General features: G+C 73.6%; 12 protein-coding genes and 1 pseudogene. 4 read left to right on the forward strand and 9 right to left on the reverse strand.

The genetic code is table 11. The annotated features are described in order from the left end of the window. Positions 1-294: 294 nt before the first annotated feature. Positions 295-6192 (reverse strand): S8 family serine peptidase, encoded by a 5898-nt coding sequence (locus E1262_RS01005; RefSeq protein WP_132101166.1) that lies wholly within the window; start codon positions 6190-6192, stop codon positions 295-297. A 423-nt stretch (positions 6193-6615) separates the two neighbouring features. Here E1262_RS01005 and E1262_RS01010 point away from each other — a divergent pair, with 423 nt between their 5' ends. After that, the gene (locus E1262_RS01010; protein WP_132101167.1) at positions 6616-6828 is read left to right on the forward strand and encodes a hypothetical protein; all 213 of its coding nucleotides are present in this window, start codon (positions 6616-6618) and stop codon (positions 6826-6828) included. A gap of 189 nt (positions 6829-7017) precedes the next feature. Here E1262_RS01010 and E1262_RS01015 read toward each other — a convergent pair whose 3' ends face one another. The 7 genes and pseudogenes from E1262_RS01015 to E1262_RS01045 all read right to left on the reverse strand — a co-directional run bounded on the left by E1262_RS01015 (position 7018) and on the right by E1262_RS01045 (position 11869). Further along, positions 7018-7386 (reverse strand): GntR family transcriptional regulator, encoded by a 369-nt coding sequence (locus tag E1262_RS01015; RefSeq protein ID WP_203453408.1) that lies wholly within the window; start codon positions 7384-7386, stop codon positions 7018-7020. A 40-nt stretch (positions 7387-7426) separates the two neighbouring features. Then, positions 7427-7756: an L-rhamnose mutarotase gene (locus E1262_RS01020; protein WP_132101168.1), complete on the reverse strand. Its 330-nt coding sequence runs from the start codon at positions 7754-7756 to the stop codon at positions 7427-7429. 18 nt (positions 7757-7774) lie between these two features. Beyond that, positions 7775-8032: pseudogene (locus tag E1262_RS01025) on the reverse strand (aldo/keto reductase); the annotation flags it as partial. 49 nt (positions 8033-8081) lie between these two features. Beyond that, the gene (locus E1262_RS01030) at positions 8082-9113 is read right to left on the reverse strand and encodes a hypothetical protein (protein ID WP_203453410.1); all 1032 of its coding nucleotides are present in this window, start codon (positions 9111-9113) and stop codon (positions 8082-8084) included. 10 nt (positions 9114-9123) lie between these two features. Further along, positions 9124-10194 (reverse strand): haloalkane dehalogenase, encoded by a 1071-nt coding sequence (locus E1262_RS01035; protein ID WP_132101169.1) that lies wholly within the window; start codon positions 10192-10194, stop codon positions 9124-9126. A gap of 10 nt (positions 10195-10204) precedes the next feature. Continuing rightward, complete coding sequence (locus E1262_RS01040; RefSeq protein WP_203453411.1) at positions 10205-10909, reverse strand: anthrone oxygenase family protein; 705 nt, start codon at positions 10907-10909, stop codon at positions 10205-10207. A gap of 87 nt (positions 10910-10996) precedes the next feature. After that, positions 10997-11869, reverse strand: coding sequence for an NAD(P)H-binding protein (locus E1262_RS01045; protein ID WP_132101170.1), 873 nt, complete (start codon positions 11867-11869; stop codon positions 10997-10999). 173 nt (positions 11870-12042) lie between these two features. Here E1262_RS01045 and E1262_RS01050 point away from each other — a divergent pair, with 173 nt between their 5' ends. From E1262_RS01050 to E1262_RS01060, 3 genes are all read left to right on the forward strand, one after another. Next, positions 12043-12546, forward strand: a complete 504-nt coding sequence (locus E1262_RS01050; protein WP_132101171.1) for a MarR family winged helix-turn-helix transcriptional regulator — start codon at positions 12043-12045, stop codon at positions 12544-12546. Between the two features lie 244 nt (positions 12547-12790). Continuing rightward, on the forward strand, positions 12791-13564 hold the full coding sequence (locus E1262_RS01055; RefSeq protein ID WP_132101172.1) for an SDR family NAD(P)-dependent oxidoreductase: 774 nt from the start codon (positions 12791-12793) through the stop codon (positions 13562-13564). Between the two features lie 65 nt (positions 13565-13629). After that, on the forward strand, positions 13630-14406 hold the full coding sequence (locus E1262_RS01060; RefSeq protein ID WP_132101173.1) for a nucleotidyltransferase domain-containing protein: 777 nt from the start codon (positions 13630-13632) through the stop codon (positions 14404-14406). Here E1262_RS01060 and E1262_RS01065 read toward each other — a convergent pair. Then, the gene (locus E1262_RS01065; protein WP_132101174.1) at positions 14377-14559 is read right to left on the reverse strand and encodes a hypothetical protein; all 183 of its coding nucleotides are present in this window, start codon (positions 14557-14559) and stop codon (positions 14377-14379) included. The two genes, E1262_RS01060 and E1262_RS01065, sit on opposite strands and share 30 nt — an antisense overlap. Between the last annotated feature and the right edge of the window lies 1 nt (position 14560).

Raw genomic sequence — 14560 nt, forward strand, 5'->3', positions numbered from 1 at the left:
CATATCGCAGCCTCCGCGGCCAAGAACGGGGCAGCTGTCAGGGGACGGGGGAGTCTGGCGACGGGCGAGGCGTCGCCGGTCCTCCACGGCGTCCACGTGGTGAGATTTCGCCACGATCTGGGGCACGTCACCACGTCTTCTGGAGCCTCACCACGCCTGCAATCGTGGTGAGGGTGCAGACATCCTGGTGATGTAGGCGATCTGACGCGTCGACCCACGGAAGCCGCAGGAGAGCCCGAAATGAGGGCGTCACCACCTCGGCGGGTGGCGACGCCCTGGTGATCGGAAGCTCCGTCAGCGCCGGTCCGGCCCCCGGATCTCGCCGCGCGGGAACACCGTCACCGGTGCGGAGCAGGCGTCCGTCCCGGCCGCACAGACGCGATAGGTGAACGCCTCGCCGATCCGCGGCCGGCCGATCTGGTCGACGTGCGCCCCGGTGTTCGCGACCGTAGCCACGACCAGGCCGTCGCGTTCGACGTCGACCCGTTCGGCGTCGATCCCGGTCCAGGTCAGCCGGCCGTACCAGATGCCGCGCTGGAGATACGTCTCCACGGACAGTTCCGGCTCGCCCGGCTCGCCGACGGTGAGGCGCACCGGTACGGGGGTGACCGGCGCCGCCGGGTCGTCGCTGGCGACGCACAGATGGGCGGCGTACTCGCCCGGCGCCAGCCCGGCCGCGTCCAGCGTGACCGTGGCCGTCCCGTTCTCGCCGGGCGCGACGGTGCCCGACGCCGGGTCCGCGCCCAGCCAGTCGGGCAGCTCGCACCGGATCGGCTCGCGCGGCGTCCCGTCGACGGCCATCACCAGGTGCGCGTCGGGGAACCCGAGGCTCTCCATGGTGACGGGGTTCGGCGCGCCGCAGTCGTCGGCGGAGATGTAGGACGGCCCGGTCTGGCCGGCGCTGTTCGCCCCCGGCACGACGGCGCCGACGTTCAGCAGATCCGGCGTCGCCACCTCCAGGACCAGCGTCGCGCCGGCCGGGACCCGCGTCGACACCGGCACGCTGACCAGCGTCTCCGCGGCGTCCTCGAGGGTGACCGTCTCCGACGCCAGCCGGGTGAGGTTGACGTACTCGAACGGCCCGTCCAGCGTGTAGAGGTTCACCGTCAGGTCCGCCGACGGCGTCACCAGCTGCAGGCCGAAGGTGACCTCGGAGACGTCGAACGCGCCCTCGATGCCGAAGTCGGCCAGCGTGAAGGTGCGCAGGAACCGGTTCGCGCGGGTGGTGCCGGTCTGGTTGCTCGCGCACACCGGCACCCCGCTCTCGACCACTTCCATCGAGGCGGAGTGGGTGAGCCGGACGGTGCCGGTGGCGGGCGCAGCAGGGCCGTCCTCCGTGACCGCCGACGTCCCCTCATCACCGAGCGACGTGGCCCACCCGTCGGTGGCTGCGGCCGGCGGCACCGCCGCCGGTCCCGACTCGACGACGGTGGTCGTCCCGGCCGGGCGGAGCGGGCCCGACAGCGTGCTGGCGGCGTCGATATCCCAGTGCAGGTCGCGCTCGCCGGCGTTGCCGATGGTCAGTTCCTGTGCGGTGCTGCCGCCCGCCGCCACGTCCGCCGCCAGCTCGCCGGGCTCGACGGTGATCGACGGCGGCGCCGGAGCGTCCGCGCCCGGCACGAACACGTAGGCCGCGCCCTGGTCGGCCACGTCGCCGACATGCGCGTTCGGGGCACCGGCCAGCACGTCGTCGCCCGACACGGCTACCGCGGTGCCCAGGTGGTCGCCCTGCGCGGTGTCCGATCCGAGCAGCACCCGCTGCTGCGTCCAGCCGTCGCCGTCGCGGACGAACACGACCGCGGCACCCTTGCGGAGGTCGACGCCGGCGGTGCGGCCGCGGTACGGCGCGCCGACCACGACGGTGCCGCGGTCGATGCCGACGGACCAGCCGAACCGGTCGTTGACGTGCGTGCCGGTGGACGTCAGCTTGGCCTGCTCGGACCACGCGTCGTCGCGGCCCTCGTAGACGTAGACGGCGCCGTGGCTCTGGACCCAGTCCAGGCCTGGGCCGCCGGCGCCGACCACCGCGGTGCCGCGGTCGAGGCCGACGGAGGTGCCGAACGCCAGCTCTGGGGCGGGGTCGGACGGCAGCAGCGTCGCCCGCTCGGCCCAGCCGTCGCCGTCGTCGGTGAACACGTACGCCGCGCCCTGCCGGAAGACGCCGCGCGCGGTGGTGTTCGGCGCCCCGACCAGCAGGGTCGTGCCGTCGAGGCTCACCGACGAGCCGAAGTTCCCGAACGACGACACCCCCGAGCCGGCCAGCCGCGGCCCGGCGGTCCAGGCGTCGCCGTCACGGGTGAAGATCTGGACGACACCCGCGGCGTTGTCGTCGCCGAGGTGCTCGCCCGGCGCGCCGGCCGCGACGGTGTCGCCGTCGACGGCCACCGAGTAGCCCAGTTCCGCGCCCCAGCGCACGTCGTTCGTGCTGAGCTTGGCCTGCTGGGTCCAGGTGCCGCCGTCGCGGACGAACACGTACGCCGCGCCAGGCCGCGAGCCGTCGAACGAGGCGCCCGTCGCGCCGACCACGATCGTGTCGCCGTCGATGGCCACCGACCGGCCGAACACCATGCCCCAGTCGCGCTCGCCGTCGGGCAGCAGCGTCGCCTGCCGCTCCCAGCCGTCACCGGACCGCGTGTAGACGTAGGCCGCGCCGGAGGCGCCGAACTCGTCGACGTCGGCCTGCGACGCGCCCACCACCGCGGTGTCGCCGTCGATCGCGACCGCGTTGCCGAGCTGGTCGTCGGCCAGGCCGTCGGCGGTCAGGCGGGTCTGGGCGGCGTCGCCGGTCAGGCCGGTGTCGCCGATGACGGTGACCGCCAGTGGCACCGTGGTCAGCTCGTCGTCGGGGTCATTGGTGCGCAGGCAGAGCAGCCCGGTCCGCGTGCCCGGCCGCAGCCCGGTGGAGTCGACCGTCAGGTCCAGCCGCCCGGTCGCGTCCGGCGCGACGGTGCCCGCCAGCGGGGCGACGTCGAGCCAGGGCAGCTCGCCGGGCGCGGCGCACGCCGGTGCCTCCGTCGTGCCGACGACATTCATGACCAGGTGGACCCACGGGTAGCCCACGGCGCCGAGGTCGGCCGGCTCGGTGACGCCGCAGCCCGGCGCGGTGAGGTACGTCGGGGCGCTCTGCCCGGCGCGGTTGGTGCCCGGCCAGAACCCGCCGACGCCGCTCAGGTCCGGCGCCGACACCTCGACCACCAGCGTCGCGCCGGCCGGGATCACGCCGGTGACGGGCACGGTGGCGAGCGTCTGCCGCTGCGGCTGCAGGGTCTGCGTGGCGCTGCCGACGGGCTCGAGGTTGGCCCGGGTCAGTGGCGCCGCCGGGTCCTTCAGCGTGGAGAGGCCGACGGTCAGCTCCTGGGCGACGGTGAGGCTCTCGACGCCGAACTCCACCTCGGTGACGTCGAACTCGTCTCCGACGCCGAAGTCGGCCAGCGTGAACGTCCGGAGATACGAGTTCGCGCTGGTGGTGGCGCCGTCGTCGGACGAGCAGGCGATGCCGTTGCCGGCGACGATCGCCTGCGACGCCGAGTGCGTCAGCGTCTGGGTGATGCTGTCGGGCTCGCGGGCGGGGACGACCGCCTCGCCCGTGGCGCCCGATCCGGTGAACCCGCCGCCGCTCAGCTCCGCCGGGAGTTGCTGCGTCGTCACCGGGGTGACCGCGCCGCGTGGCTGCCGCAGCTCGTCGTCGGCGTACACCTCCCACCGCAGGTCGGTATTGCCGCCGTTGTCCAGCGTGAGCGTGTGGGCGACCGTCTCGTCCGGCCGCTGCGTCGCGGTGACGCTGCCCGGCGTGACGGCCAGCGAGGGCGGGACCTCCTCGCGCGGCGTCACGACGACGGGATAGTGCGCCGGCGCGATGGCCCGGCCGTTCGCATGCGTGGCGTCGGTGGTGAACCGGACCTCGGCGAACGATGCCTGCCCCGGCGGGACGGTGGCGAGGTCAGCCGTGACGGTGACGGTGACGTCCCGCGTCGCGCCCGGCGCCAGGGTGAACGTCGCCGGCTCGACGGCAACGGTGAGGCCGTCCGGCGCCGTCGCGCCCGCGGTGTAGGTGGCCGGGACGTCGGCGACGTTGCGCACCGTCCGCGTCCACGCGCAGGTCCCGACGCAGGTGCCGTCGACGAATGCCGGCAGGTTGAGCGTGGCCGGGTCGCCGCCGGCGGCGGGGTCGGCGGCCAGGAAGTCGGTGTACGACTCGTCCATCACGAGGCCGGCTCGTCCGGCGGCGTCGAGGTCGATGCGGCCGGAGCCGATGTCGAGCGGGTCGGCCGGGGTGGTTCCGTTCTCCTCGAGGATGCCGGTGTCGGCGGTCGTGGCCAGCGCGGAGCGGATCTCCGCCGGCGACCAGTCCGGGTGCAGTGCGGTCAGCAGCGCGCCGGCGCCCGCGGCGTGCGGCGAGGCCATCGAGGTGCCGCTGTTGACGATGTACCGGTTCGGGTCTCCGTCGCGCGCGGAGCCGGCGGCCAGGATGTCGACGCCCGGCGCGGCGAACGTCGGCGCCAGCAGGTCCAGGTGGCTGGGCCCGCGGGAACTGAACCCGGCGACCAGGTCCTCCCACTCGTGGTTCGTGATCAGCTCGGTGGTGGCGTTCAGCCGTGCCGTGACGGCGCCCCCGGCGGCCGTGGAACGCAGGGCCGCGGCGGAGCGCTGCTCGATCATCGCCGCCGGGATCGTGGTGTCCTCGAGCAGGCCCATCGCCGTCGGCGGCCCGCCCACGTTGTTCGCGACGAGGACGGCGACGGCGCCCGCCTCGGCGGCGTTCGTGACCTTGACGGAGAACTCGCAGTCGCCGCGGTCGACCAGCGCCAGCGCGCCGTCGAACGTCCCGGCCTCGAACGGCTGGCAGCCGCGCGCGTTGCCGGGCGCGACGACCGCCGCGTCGCGCAGCTCGGCCTCGATGTCCGCCGAGGGCGCGGGGCCGCTGCCCGGGACCGCGGGCAGGCCGGTCAGCCCGTCCGGGACCGGCGCCGGACCGGTGACGTCGACGGTGTTTGCGAACGCCCGGTAGTGGGTGGTCGCGGCGACGGCGGCATTCCAGGGGCCGGTGTGCGCGACGGTGCTCTCGCCGGGGCCGTCGTTGCCGGCCGAGGTCGCGACGAAGATGCCGGCGTTGAACGCCTCGAGGAACGCGAGGTCGACGACGTCGTTCCAGGGGTCGTCGGCGCCGCTGATGGAGTAGTTGAGCACGTCGACGCCGTCCTCGATGGCCTGCTCGACGGCGGCGACGCTGCTGGTGCTGGGGCACGACGGCGAGCAGACGAGGTAGGAGATGACGTTGGCGTGCGGCGCGACGCCCTGGACCGTGCGGGTGAACGTGCCGCTGCCGATGGTCGCGGTCGCCTCGTGCACGTTGCCCGCGGCGGTGCTCGCGGTGTGGCTGCCGTGGCCGTCGTCGTCCTGCGCATCGGGCGCGGAGGGGTGGAAGTTCCACGCGCCGACCAGCTTGTCGTTGCAGATGTCCTCGTGCTCGGGGTGGTCCGCGGCGCAGACGCCCACGTAGGTGCCGGCGCCGAACGGGTTGGCCGGCGCGTTGCCGTCGCCGCCGGTCTCGGCGAAGGACGGGTGCTCCGGGTTGATGCCGCTGTCGATGACGCCGACCAGCACGCCCTCGCCGCGGGTGCCGGCGTCGGTGCCGGTCTCGCCGGACCAGATGCTGGGCGTGGAGATGAGATCGTGGCTGACGTCGGTGAGCGGCTCGCGCTCGACGTCGCGGTAGACGGCGCCGACGCCCGGCACCCGGGTCAGCCGCTCCGCCTCCTCGTCGTCGACCCGCACGGCCAGGCCGTTGACCACGTTGCGGTACTCGAACGCCACCTCGACGTCCCGGCCGAGTGCGTGCTCGATGTCGTCGCGGAGCCTGCTCTGGCGGTCGTCGAGGTGGGCGAGGTACGCGCGGCTGGCCGGCGCCTCGACGTCAAGCTGGTCCGCGCCGGTGACCTGCGGGCTGGTCGGCCGCAGCCCCGCGGTGCCGCCGGTGTACGTCGCCAGCGACGGCTCCTCGAGCTCGACCACCCAAAGGCCGGTGCCCTCACCCTCGGTGGCGACGAGCAGGCCGGGTTCGTCATCGGTCTGAGCTGCGGCGGCGTCGGCGGGCGCGGGCTGGGCGGCGGAGGGAACGGCGGCCACGGCGGGCAGCAGCGCGACCACGGTGAGCGCGCCGACCAGGCCGGCCGTGATTCTTCGTGCGGTCAACGGGGACTCCTCGCCTTCGGATCCGGTCCAGGCAGCCTGCCGTCCCGGCGCGAGTTGTCACCATTGCGAATTGTGGTGATTTTTGCTCCGAACACGAGGCGAACCGCCGGCCGCCGCGCGCTGTCGGCGCCCGCCCGTAGGGTGGGGGTCCCACCCCAACGGGCGGGGCCTGCCACGCGCTGGCGTCAGTCGTCGACGTGGTCGGCCCAGGTGGTGGGACGTCCCCGGCGCTGGTGACCCTCGTCCTTGGCGCGACCCATCGTCTCTGCAGGGTCCGGTTCGTCCCGATTCCCCAGCACGGCCTGGCGTGCCGAGGCGCCGGCGCCGCTGCGACCCGGCGTGGCCCACGGATCGGGTCGGAGGGCCTGGGGAATGAGGCTCTTCTGCTGCTTCGGTGGGTGCGTTGCCCGGCGAGGAGCCCGTGTGACCGCGGCCGAAGCCAACGAGGAACGCCACCCCGCCAGTGTTGATCTTGGAGTTGTTCGGTCATCCATCGGACATTTCACCCCCGAATTGCCGAACAACTCCAAGATCAACATGGAGTGTCCGGCGGATCGACACCGCACGCGTGCGATCACCATCGGCCTGCGCTGCCCGCTCCGATGGTGTCCGCGCGCAGGTGAGGACACCGGCTGATGCCCGGGAAACCGGCGAATGCCCGCGAAACCGGCGGATGCGGCGGGGATCGGCCCGGCGTCCGTCGGTTTCGCGGGCATCCACCGGAATCGCGGGCACCAGCCACGGCACCCGTTCCGCGATCGGACCTGAGGCGCCCACCCACGCACGGAAGCAGCAGACCCTCATTCACATCGGAGGGCGTGGGCGTCAGTCGTCGACGAGCGCCGCCACAGCCGCCGGGGTCATCCGGCCGGCGGCGAGCCCGGCGGCGGCCGGCTCCAGGATGCGGCGCATCTCGAACAGCTTCCGCAGCCCCTCGGCGTCGAACAGCGGAGCGGCGGTGTACCCACGCAGCGGCCGCTTGACGACGAGCCCCTCGGACTCCAGCCGGGCCAGCGCCTCGCGGACCGGGGTGGGCGACACGTCGAAGTCGCGAGCGATGCCGTCGATGCTGACCTCGGCGCCCGGCTCGATCCGGTGATCCATGAGCAGGCCGAGGATGACGTCGTAGACGTCGTCGGCCAGCGCCCGCCGCTCGGGCACGAGACGTGCCTCGTGATCAGGGCCGATGGTCACAGCACCATCCTGACGAGACGAAGATCGAGAACTGTCCTGGTCAACCGGCCTGTTGCTGCCGGCCGAGGTCCCACACCTCCGGGAGCGGAGCGGGCGCACCGTCGGACCCGCCGATGAAGCGGTCGACGAACCGGCCGATGTGCGCCTGCCACCGCTCGTTCGCCGGGTCCGACGCCAGCGCACGCATGGCCGCGTCGAAGTCGTCGCACTCGACCAGGTGGAACAGCCGGTCGCCGACCCGCCAGATGGTCCACTCGTGGATCCCGACCCGGGCGAACGACGCCGCCAGGTCGTCCGGGATCCGTTCGTGCTCCCGGTCGTAGTCCAGCTCGTTCCCCGACCGGAGCACGGAGTGCAGCGCAACGCGCATCGCGTCATCCCTTCACGTCGGCGTCGATGGGCCGTAGTCGTACCGCGCCGCCGGCGCCGGCCGCGGCGTCGCCAGTATGCCCGAGTTGAACACGCCGGCGGCCGCCACCGACACGCCACGCTCGGCCGCCGGCGGCAGCAGGTCGTCCAGCGCGCTCTGGTCCAGCAGCGTGTAGCGGCCGGCCAATATGACGACGTCGAGATCGGTGTGCCGGACGAACTGCGCAAGCATCGCCGACTGGTTCATCCCGGCGCCGTAGGACCGGATCCCGCGCGACTTCGAGCTGCTCGCCGCCCGCCTGCCCGCCGTGCTCTGACTTGCTGTCCTAACGGGCGAGGGCGTGGTGGGCCGCCGGCCGCACGCGCCGCCCGAGCGCGACGAGCGCCAGGCCGGCCCCCGCCCAGGCGGCGAGCACCAGCGCGGGACCGCCGGCCGCGGCCCCGTCGAAGTACGACGTCGACCGTAGCAGCGTGCCGCCCGCACCGGCCGGAAGCGCCTGGCCCAGCGCTCCCCAGCCGGTCGGCAGCAGCTCCGGCGCCGACGAGACGCCGGAGATCGAGTTGCCGATCAGGAACATCACGACGGCGCCGAGGCCGATGCCGGCGGGGCCGACGAGTGTCACCAGGCCGGTGATGGTCAGGGAGATCGCGGCGACGATCAGGGCGACCGCTCCGGCGTTGGCCCAGGCACTGCCCTGGAGGGCGCCGAGCCACGCCTGCGCGACGAGCGTCACGACTCCACCGGCGGCCACGGCCGCGACCAGCGCGCCCGCTACCCGTCGCCACACCCCCGTCACCAGGAACGACATGAGGATGCCGACGACCATGCCGCCGAGCACCATCGGCAGTGCGGCGGCGGTGAAGGCGGAGCCGCGCGGGTCGTCGCCGGGGAGCGGGACGACGTCCTCGACCGCAGGCGCCGACGCGGCCGGCTCCGCGAACCCACCGGCGATCCCGGCCAGCAGCTGCGCGACGACCGGGCTGCCGCCCGAGGCCGTCAGCACCTGCGACGGGCCGGAACGCCCGAGGACGATCGCGCCGTAGACCTCGCGGTCCTCGATGAGCCGGCGCGCGGCATCGGCGTCCGCCGCCCGCCGCAGCTCCAGCGCGTCCGGCTGGGTCTCGGCGAGCTGCCGCTCGAGCCGGTCGGCGGCGGCAGCGGAGCCGACGACGGCGACTGGCACGTCGCGGGGCGCCGACTCGGCCGGCGGCCACGCGAACGCCGTCACGAGGACGCCGACCAGCACGGCGAAGCCGAGCCCGAGGCCGATGACGCGCCGCCAGCCGGTCGGCGCGGCGGACGGCTCGGGCGGGCCGGCCGGCACGGTGTTCTCGGTGGTGAGTTGATCGAGTTCCATGATGCTCCTTCTAGACGCGGGTGCGACGGATGAAGTCGTCGATGGCGGCCGCCACCTCGTGGGGCTTGTCCTCCTGGAGGAAGTGGTGCGCGCCGGCGAGGACGGCATGCGGCTGGCCGGCGGCGCCCGGGATGTGGTCGCTCAACGCGCCGTGCCGGCCGCCGGTGACGTGGTCGTCCGCGCCGAACACGCAGAGGAAGGGGACGTCCAGCGTCGCCAGCACCTCCCAAGCGGCGTCGAACGCCGGCGTGGCCTCGTCGTCCGCGGTGAGCGGGATGAGCACGGCGAACCGGCGGACGCCGTGCTGGTAGCGGTCGTCGGGGAACGGCGCGTCGTAGGCGGCCAGGACCGCCGGATCGAGCGTCGACGTCGTGAACCCTGCGACGACGTCGGACACGGTGAGCGGGTTCGTGCGCTGGGTGAACTGCAACCACGTGGCGAGGTGCTTCCAGCCCTCGGCGGGCAGGTCCTCGCGGCCGGTCTTCAGGCCGGTGTTCATCGCCACGACCCGGCGGAACCGGTGGGGGTGCTCGGCCAGCAGCCGCAGGCCCAGCGTGCCGCCCCAGTCGTGGCAGACCATGGTGACGTCGCGCAGGTCCAGCCGCTCGAACACGGCCTCGGTCAGCCAGTCCATGTGCTGCTGGTACGTGTAGCGGAAGCGATCGGCAGGCTTGTCGGACTTGCCCATGCCGACGAGGTCCAGCGCGACGCACCGGTGCCCGGCCGCCACCAGCGGCGGGATGACGTGGCGGTACAGGTAGCTCCACGACGGATTGCCGTGCAGCAGCAGGATCGTCTCCCCGGACGGCCGGACCGGCCAGGCCGGCCGTTCGTCGACGTAGTGCACCCGCACCGTGCTCCGTGAGCCGTCGCCGAGCCGGACCCGCAGGTAGTGCGGCTCGAACGGGTAGTCCGGCAGGCCGGCGAAGCGGCGCTCGGGGGTCCGGAGCACCTTCCGGGCCGCCGCACCGGCCGGCACGTGGTCGCCGGCCGCGGCCTGGGGGATCGCGGTGACGGCCAGCGTTCCGGCCGCCAGCGCGGCCGTTCCCGTGAGCAGCCTCCTGCGGTCGAGCTCGGTCATGATGTTCTCCTCAGTTCGTGGTCGTGACGTTGGATGTCACGGAGTCGGAATCGATGCGCCGGCCCGCGACGGGCCGGCGGGTCAGTGCGGCCAGGCCAAGGCACGCGAACGCCAACGCGGCGGCCGCCGTCCGCGAGGAGTGGGCGATATGCCAGCGGTCACGCACGTCCGCCCAGTCGGCCGGCGGCACCTGAACGTCCCAGTCGAGCTGGTCGCTGTTGATCGGCAGGTTGACGGCGAGAGTGATGACCAAGACCGCCACCAGCAGGACCAGCGCGGCGGCGAGGAGCCGGCGGCCGGTACCGCCCCTGCGTTCCGCGACGACGAGAATCACCGTGGCGGCCAGCGCCGGAAGGAGGGTCGCGGAGGCCAGAGCGTCGAGCCGGTCGAGCTCTACCTGACGAACCTGCGTGTAGACGCTCGCGTCGAACTCACGCAGGCTGGTCTCGAGCACGAGGACTGCCAGTAGGAAGCCGGCGAAGAGTCCCGCGAACAGCAGACTCACGCCGCGCGCGACAATGGTGACTGTACTGGTCATCGCCTGGTCAGCTTCCCGCCAGTGAGCACGTAGCTCGAGGACGATGCCGCCGACCTGCGGCAGCGAGACGACCGATCCCGCCGGCGGGCTCGGGCTCCGCACTGCCAGCCGCGAGGCTGGCGGCCGACAGGGAGAAGGCGTCCAGCCGAGACCGCTGCCGCGAAGGATGTCCTCCATCAGAGCGACATCGGTGTAGTGCCGGCCGAGGACGCGGTTCGACAGCGCGCGTGAGCCCGGCCGGGTTGCGCACGACGACGGTGAGCTTCATCGGTGCTCCCGCTCGTCCGTGAAGGCGGCCGCGTGGTCCGCGACCCATTGGCCGAACGTGCGGGCGGGCCGGCCGAGGATCTTCTCGACGTCGTCCGAGGTCGGCTGCGGTGCGCCTGCGAGCCGTTCGTACCTGGCCATCAGCGCGCCGACGAACGGCTCGGGCAGGCCGTGCGCGACCAGGTGCTCGGCGACTTCCCGCGGCGGGCGGGCCTCGTAGCGCAGCGGGCGGCCGAGCACGTCGCCGATGACGCCGGCCATCTCCGCGTGGGTGAGCGACTGCGGTCCGGTCAGCTCGACCCGCCGGCCGACCACGTCGTCGGTGAGCAGGGCGCGAGCGGCCACACTCGCGAGATCCTGCTGATGGACCGGTGCCTCGCTGTGGTGGGGGTAGACGTAACGGACGACGTCGCCGCGCCGGATCTGAGCGCCCCACATGGCGATCGTGTTGGCGGCGAAGAAGCTCGCCCGCAGGCCGGTCCACTCCAGGCCGCTGCCGGCGGCGGCATCCTCGGCCTCGCGGTTGCGGTCGCCGGCGTACCGCGACGGCTGCTCCGACGGGTCGTCGTCGACGTTCGTGGCCGAGAGGGCGACGATCCGCCGCACCCCGCGTCGCCGGGCCAGGTCCGCGAGCTCGGCGGCCGCGTCGCCCACGGCACGGGGATGCAGGAACAGCGACGTGACGCCGTCGAGCGCCTCGGCAACGGTGTCCGGCCGGGCGGGGTCGCCATCGACGACCTCGACGCCCGCCGGCAGGCCGGCGGCCGCCGCGTCGCGGCTGACGGCGCGCACGTGGGCGCCCGCGACGCGCAGCAGGTCGACCAGCGGCCGTCCGACCGTTCCGGTCGCTCCGGTCACCAGAATCACGATGAGCCTCCTCGATTACTCAATGACTCGTACGATACGAGAACCGTAGCATCTATTTTGAGTTCCGTATCTTATGAGAGACGTCACAGTGTGTGCCGGAGGGCCGGAGGAGGCTGCGATAACCTTTGGGACGCAGACGATATGAAGGCGGAACCATCGAACCGAGGGCGCGGCAGATGACCCCCACCACGGCCGGCGACGAGGACTCCGACGCGCGCCGTCGGCGGCGCCGGTCGGGCGCCGCGATCAAGGAGTCGATGCGTGAGCTGAGCGTCCAGCTCTCGCTGCTGAACCATCAGATCAGCGCGTCCTTCGACCTCCGCGACACCGACTTCGACTGCCTGGACGTCATCAAGCGCCACGGTCCGCTGACCCCCAGCGGGCTGGCGCGGCGCACCGGGCTGCACGCCGCCACGCTGACCGGCATCCTCGACCGCCTCGAGCGAGGGGAGTGGATCGCGCGCGAGCGCGACCCCGCGGACCGCCGGGCCGTCATCGTCCGTGCCCGCCGCGAGCGCAATCCCGAGCTGTTCCGCAAGTTCGCTGGCATGAACAGCGCGATGGACGGCCTGCTCGCCGACTACAGCCCGGACCAGCTGGAGCTGCTCGCCGACTTCCTGCGGCGGACGGCCGACGCCGGTCGCGGCGCCACCGATGCGCTTGTCCGGGGTGCGGACTAGCGTCCGGCCATGGCGGACGCGCGGCTGCGGCGACGATCGGTGCTGGCCGGCTGACGCCGTACCGCGAGCCGCACGTGCGGTTCGGCACCAGCATCGTCACGACGCCCGAACACCGCGGACGGGCTGCCGGTTCGAGGTGCGGTTCCCCGCCGGCTGACCGCGGTCCGGCCGTTCCGGTTGACACGGTCCCGACTCGGGTCCGAGAATTCGAACCGGCCGTTGCATCCATTGAAACGGGTGACGAGTGGACGAGGGCCGGCTGGCCGGACGGGTGGCGCTGGTGACGGGCGCCTCCCGGGGCATCGGTGCGGCGGTGGCGCGGGCGTTCGCCGCCGAGGGTGCATCTCTCGCGCTCGGGTACGAGCCGCGTCCCGACATGGCCGCCTTGGCCGAGGACCTCGCCGCCGAGCTGCGGGCGTCCGGCACCAAGGCGGTCGCGCTGGCGGCCGACCTCGCCGAACCCGGCGCCGTCGAGGAGCTTGTCGACGGCGCTCGCGCGCACCTCGGCCCGCTCGACGTCGTCGTCGCGAACGCCGCGCTGTCCGCGCAGTCGCCGTGGCGGGAGATCAGCGTCGCCGAGTGGGACCGCGTTCTCGCCGTCAACCTGCGCGGCAGCTGGCTGCTCGCCCGGGCCGCGTATCCCGACCTCGTCGCGAGCGGCCGCGGCTCGATCATCACCGTCAGCAGCGTGATGGCCCGCACCGGGCAGGCTGGTGCGCTGCACTACACCGCCAGCAAGGCCGGCATCATCGGGCTGACCCGCGCCCTGGCCCGCGAGACCGGCCCCGACGGCGTCCGCGTCAACGCCGTCATGCCCGGCGCCATCCGGACCGAGCACGAGGAGGCCCTCCAGCCCGACGCAGACGCGGTGTTCGAGCAGGTCACGGCCGTGCAGTCGCTCAAGCGCCGGGGCACCGCCGACGACCTCGCCGGCGCCTTCGTCTACCTCGCCAGCGACGACAGCGCGTTCGTCACCGGCCAGGTCCTCACCGTCGACGGCGGCTGGGTGTTCGGCTGAGCGGCCGCTTGCCGGCCGACCTTGTCAGTCCCGCTCGATAGAACGCACGGCTAGCCTTGGCGCTCGTGTTCACTCGCAACGAGCGCTCGGCGCTGCGTGACGCTCTCGTCGCGGCCGCCCGCGCCGACCACCGCATCGACGGCGCCGCCGTCACCGGTTCCGCGGCGAGCGGCGCCGAGGACGGCTGGTCCGACGTCGACCTCGCGTTCGGCCTGGCCGAGGGCGCCGACCAGGCCGCGGTGATCGCCGACTGGACGGCGGCGATGTACGAGCGGCACGGCGCGGTCGCACACCTCGACGTCCCGCGCGGCGCAACCATCTACCGGGTGTTCCTGCTGGCCAGCACGTTGCAGGTCGACATCGCGTTCGCGCCGGCGGCGGAGTTCGGCGCCATCGCCCCGACGTTCCGGCTACTGTTCGGCACCGCTCGCGACGTGCCTGTCGCCGCGCCACCGGAGGCCGCGGGGCTGGTCGGGATGGGCTGGCTGTACGCGCTGCACGCGCGGTCCAGCATCGAACGCGGCCGCGGCTGGCAGGCGCTGTACATGATCAATGGCCTGCGCGACCAGGTCGTCGCGCTGGCCTGCCTGCAGCACGACCTGCCCGCCTGGCAGGGCCGCGGCGTCGACGGCCTGCCTGCGGCGGTGACGCAGCCGCTGCTGGGCACGCTGGTCGGTGCGCTCGACGACGCCACGCTGCGCCGCGCGTTCGCCGTCGCGACCGAGGCGCTGCTCGCCGAGGCCGCCCACGTCGACCCCGCCCTGGCCGAGCGGCTGGCCGGGCCGCTGCGCGCGATGACCGATGCCGGGCGATCAGGCGCGGCCGGCCAGGAACCGCAGTAGTGCCGGGTCGGCCGACGTGAACCGGTCGACCTCCTCGCCGCCGTCGCAGCGGCACAGGGCGACGGTGACGGTCGTGGCCGTGCGGGCGACGACGCGCCACTCGCCGCCCGCGTCCTCCCAGCGGGTCACCACGCCGACCGGGTCGTCGCTCATA

The sequence above is a fragment of the Jiangella aurantiaca genome (genome assembly GCF_004349105.1).
Taxonomy (GTDB): Bacteria; Actinomycetota; Actinomycetes; order Jiangellales; family Jiangellaceae; genus Jiangella; species Jiangella aurantiaca.

Excerpts from the sequence above, each read along its gene's own strand:
- E1262_RS01020 (WP_132101168.1), bottom strand. The coding sequence starts at position 7,756 with ATGCGCGTTGCGCTGCACTCCGTGCTCCGGTCGGGGAACGAGCTGGAC.
- E1262_RS01030 (WP_203453410.1), bottom strand. The coding sequence starts at position 9,113 with ATGGAACTCGATCAACTCACCACCGAGAACACCGTGCCGGCCGGCCCG.
- E1262_RS01035 (WP_132101169.1), bottom strand. The coding sequence starts at position 10,194 with ATGACCGAGCTCGACCGCAGGAGGCTGCTCACGGGAACGGCCGCGCTG.
- E1262_RS01040 (WP_203453411.1), bottom strand. The coding sequence starts at position 10,909 with ATGGAGGACATCCTTCGCGGCAGCGGTCTCGGCTGGACGCCTTCTCCC.
- E1262_RS01050 (WP_132101171.1), top strand. The coding sequence starts at position 12,043 with ATGACCCCCACCACGGCCGGCGACGAGGACTCCGACGCGCGCCGTCGG.
- E1262_RS01065 (WP_132101174.1), bottom strand. The coding sequence starts at position 14,559 with ATGAGCGACGACCCGGTCGGCGTGGTGACCCGCTGGGAGGACGCGGGC.